This is a genomic window from Herbaspirillum lusitanum P6-12, from assembly GCF_000256565.1.
GTDB lineage: Bacteria > Pseudomonadota > Gammaproteobacteria > Burkholderiales > Burkholderiaceae_D > Herbaspirillum > Herbaspirillum lusitanum.
Genome location: NZ_AJHH01000651.1, coordinates 1 through 4,173 on the forward strand (window position 1 = coordinate 1; position 4,173 = coordinate 4,173).

At 60.7% G+C, this 4,173-nt stretch carries 5 protein-coding genes; 1 reads left to right on the forward strand and 4 read right to left on the reverse strand.

The window, feature by feature from the left end:
• The 4 genes from HLUSI_RS0121405 to HLUSI_RS0121420 form a co-directional block, all read right to left on the reverse strand.
• Positions 1-439: aspartate racemase/maleate isomerase family protein (locus tag HLUSI_RS0121405; RefSeq protein ID WP_016835897.1), on the reverse strand; the 439-nt coding region annotated here is incomplete at its 3' end.
• A gap of 18 nt (positions 440-457) precedes the next feature.
• The gene (locus HLUSI_RS0121410) at positions 458-1,249 is read right to left on the reverse strand and encodes an ABC transporter ATP-binding protein (protein ID WP_016835898.1); all 792 of its coding nucleotides are present in this window, start codon (positions 1,247-1,249) and stop codon (positions 458-460) included.
• Between the two features lie 20 nt (positions 1,250-1,269).
• Positions 1,270-2,085 carry an ABC transporter permease gene (locus HLUSI_RS0121415; RefSeq protein WP_016835899.1) on the reverse strand — a complete coding sequence of 272 codons (816 nt, stop codon included), beginning with the start codon at positions 2,083-2,085 and terminating at the stop codon, positions 1,270-1,272.
• 46 nt (positions 2,086-2,131) lie between these two features.
• A complete protein-coding gene (locus HLUSI_RS0121420; protein WP_016835900.1) occupies positions 2,132-3,190 on the reverse strand; it encodes an ABC transporter substrate-binding protein in 1,059 nt (352 codons plus the stop codon).
• 323 nt (positions 3,191-3,513) lie between these two features.
• Here HLUSI_RS0121420 and HLUSI_RS29975 point away from each other — a divergent pair.
• The coding region (locus HLUSI_RS29975) for a GntR family transcriptional regulator (RefSeq protein WP_016835901.1) at positions 3,514-4,173 on the forward strand (660 nt) is incomplete at its 3' end.

A 4,173-nucleotide genomic window follows, 5' to 3' on the forward strand; every position in this document is an offset into this window, starting at 1 on the left:
CCATGCCCGACGCGGCGTAGTTCTTGATGATCGCCGCCTGCACGTCATCGAGGTAAGGCGTCACCAGGCCGAAGCGCTTGACGCCGGTGATGTCGAAGATTTCATTCAATGCCAGCACCGAGGTGCAGGCCGGAATGCCGGTCGCTTCGGTGATGCGGCGGCACAGGCGTTCGTCGGCGTCGAAGCCGAGCCAGCCCGACGAGGTGCCGTTCCAGCCGATGCTCTGGACCTTGGCGTGCGACAGCAGCTCGGCCGCGCGCAGGATTTCGCTGTCGTCGAATTGCGCCAGCGCCTGGTTCGACAAGGCGATCTCGGTCACGCGGAAGCGGCCGAAGTGCGCGCTGGCTTCCGGGATGTCGGCGAGCATTGCGGTGGTGACCGGCTCCAGCGTGGTGTTGGAGGACGGCGTCAGCATGCCGAGCAGGGTACGTTGAGTCATGATGATTTCCTTGAAATTCTATGCAGCGATTTTGATAGCATCGGCGTGGGCCAGCGCGGATTCTTCGCGGATCAGGCTCAGCACATGGCGCTTGTATTGGTTGAATTCGGCGCTCGTGGTGTCGCGCGGGCGCGCCAGGTCGATGTCGATCAGGTCGCGGATGCGGCCCGGGCGATGCGTCATGACGGCGACCTTGGTCGCCAGCACCAGCGCTTCGTCGACGCTGTGCGTGACGAACACGATCGTACCCTCGTAACGCTGCCACAGCGTGACCAGTTCTTCCTGCATTTCCATCTTGGTCTGCGCATCGAGCGCTGCAAACGGCTCGTCCATCAGGATCACCGACGGGTTTTGCAACAACGCGCGGGCGATGCCGACGCGTTGCGCCATGCCGCCGGACAGTTCCGCCGGGAAATGATTTTCAAAGCCCTTGAGTTTCACCGTTTCGATGAACGGCTGGGCGGCGGCGCGGCGTTCGGCAGCGCTCTTTCCCTGCAGCTTGAGCGAGAACGCGATGTTGTCCCATACCGGCAGCCACGGCATCAGGTTGGCCTGCTGGAACACCATGCCGCGATCGGCGCCGGGTCCGGTGATCGGCTTGCCGGCCACGGTGACGCTGCCGGAGGTCGGATGCTCGAAGCCGGCGATCATGTTCAGCAACGTCGACTTGCCGCAACCGGACGGGCCCAGCAGGCAGAGGAATTCCTTCTTCTCCAGGCTCAGCGTGACGTTGTCGATGGCGAGCATGTCGCCGCCTTTATTCTTGTCCTTGAAGACCTTGACGATATTGTTGAGTTCGATGAATGCCATGTTGTTCTCCTTACCGAGTCTTACGCTTTGCCCTGTACCGTCGCCACATGCTGCCAGCGCAGTACCGAATTCATGATCAGTTTCAGGATCAGGTCGGCGAGATAGCCGAGCAAGCCGATGCTGATCATGGCCGCGATCACCAGGTCGTAGCGCAGGAAGTAATACGAATCCCACAGCGCGTAACCGAGACCGCTCTTGACCGCCACCATTTCCGCCGTCACGGTCAGCATCCAGGCGCTGCCGATACCGATGCGCAGACCCGCGAAGATGCTCGGCATCGCCGCCGGCAGGATCACGAAACGCAGCAGCTGGCTCTGGTTGGCGCCGGCCATCGCCGCCGCACGCAACAGATTGCGGTCGGAGGTTTTGACGCCATGGACGGTATTCATCAGGATGGGAAAGAAGGCGCCCAGGAACACCAGGAAAATCGCCGGCTTGTTGGCGATGCCGAACCAGATGATCGCCAGCGGAATCCACGACACCGGCGGAATCGGCCGCAGCATCTGCACGGTCGGCTCGATGGCTTTCTCCACCCAGCGCCACCAGCCGATCGCCACGCCCAGCGCAATGCCGGACATCGCCGCGATCAGGTAGCCCGCCGTGACGCGCATGCAGCTGGCCATGGCGTCGAAGATCCAGCGACCGCTGCTGTCCTGGGCCGCTTCGCTATAGCCGAAAATCCAGTCCATCCAGGTTGCAAACACGCGCGACGGCGCCGGCAGCAAGGAAGCAGGAATCGCTCCCGAACGGGAAAACGCTTCCCAGAACAGCACCAGAAAAATCGGTACGGCGAACCGCCACTTCGCCTCCGACAAGGAGCGCATCAAACCATTCATTGTGATCACCTGCTTTCTATCCAGTTAAACCAGCCTTGCGCCTGAATCAATAGCCCAGTTCGGACTTCGGCTTCTTGGTGACTTCCATCAGGAAGCTGTAGTCCATGTTCTTGTCGATCTGCGCCGAGACGTCGGTGGAGATGTACTTCAGATCCTTCATCATCGCGCCGATGGCTTGCGTCTGCGCGCGGTACATCTTGAAGTCGGGATAGGAATTCTTCAGCGCTTCGGTGGCGACGGTCTTGTCCAGGCCGGTGCCCTTGACGATGCTGGCGACCCAGGCGCCCTTGTCCTTTTGCAAATTGTCGACCAGGCGCACCACGGCGGCGACGGTCTCCTTCACCTCGGCCGGATGTTCCTTGATCACGTCCGAGCGCGTCACGATCAGGTTGGTCAGGCGGCCGGCGGCTTGCTTGTAGGGGAAGGCGAAATGCTTGCCTACGCCGGTCATGCGGATTTGCGAGGCGAACGGTTCGACCGAGCAGATCAGCTCGACTTCACCGCGCTGCAGGGCCGCCGCATGGTCGGATGGATTCGGGATATTGACGAACTGCACGTCCTTGCTCGGATTGATGCCGTTCAGGGCCAGCTCGCCGCGCATGTGCAAGTCCTGCGCATTACCGCGCGAGGCCGCGATGCGGAACGGTTTGCCCTGCGCCTTGTAGTCGGCGATCAGTTTCTTCAGGCCGGCCCAGTCATCGGACGCCAGCGCCATGTCCTTGCCGACCAGCATTTCGGAGCCGCCGTTGACCTGCCCCGACACCGCCACCAGGTCGAAGCCCTTGTCGAGACCGCTGACGAAGGACAAGTAGGTCACCTGCGCGATATCCACGCTCTTGGACACCAGCGCGGTCAGCGCATCGCTGCCGGCGGTGAAGTTGATGCCTTCGATGTCGACGTTCCTGGCCAACTCAGGCACCAGCGCCATCGACATGCAGTGCGCACATTTGGCGTAGGCCAGCTTGAATTTCGGTTTGGCCTGGGCCTGGGCTTGAGATACGCCGGCGAAAGCCAGGCTGATGGCAAGTCCTGCAGCCACGACGACGGTGCGCATGACGGACGAACGCGGCAGGTTTTTTTGTGCGCCGGATACTTGATAGTGCATGGTGACTCTCCCGTAAGTAACTCAAAGATGGAACTCATCGAAACAATGAGCATGGACCGCAATATAAATTGTGACAATTTAAAATACTGATTGCGACAAACAATGCAATACCTGTGCCAGGAGAGTTTCCATCGTGTTTTTCGGGAAGAGCAGATGAAAGGCCGTGCATTCACCGGTGCGAAGCAGCAAATGACATCCATGCTGGTGCAAAAGAATGAAAATCGAACCAAACCGGTGCGACAAAATAATTTATAAATGTCGGGAAAATTTTTAATAATTGTGACAATATATCCCCACAAAATACATCACCTCAGGACAACGCAATGACCGGCACCACCAGCGCCACTACCGTCAAACCCGGCCGCAAGAAGACCGCAAGCAAAGCGGACAACAGCCCCCTGCCCGCCCAAGCGGTGAGCGCGCGGCCGATGGCCGGCGACGTCATCTATGAGCGTATCCTCACCTCGATCATGGAACATCGCCTCACGCCCGGCACCAAGCTGGTGGAAGAAAAGCTGGCAGGCATCTTCAACGTCAACCGTACGCGCGTGCGCGAAGTACTGGCGCGGCTGAGCCACGAAGGCCTGATCACCACGATTCCGAATCGCGGCGCCTTCATCGCCAGCCCGACGCCGAGCGAAGCGCGCGCGATCTTTTCAGCGCGCCGCCTGATCGAACCGGCGCTGCTGCGCCATCTGTGCGAACACACCCGCCCAGAGCATATCGCCCAGCTGCGCGCCCACGTCGCCCTGGAAGCACAGGCCCGCGAAGCCAACGACCGCCGCGCGATCATCCGCCTGTCGGGCGAGTTCCACATCCGTATCGCCGACATGGTCGAGAACCCGGTCATGAGCAAGATGATGCGCGAACTGGCCTCGCTGACCTGCCTGATCATCGTGCTGTACGACTCCCCCACCGTGCCGGCCTGCACCCACGACGAGCACGGCGACATCATCGACGCCATCGCCGCCGGCAAGGTCGAG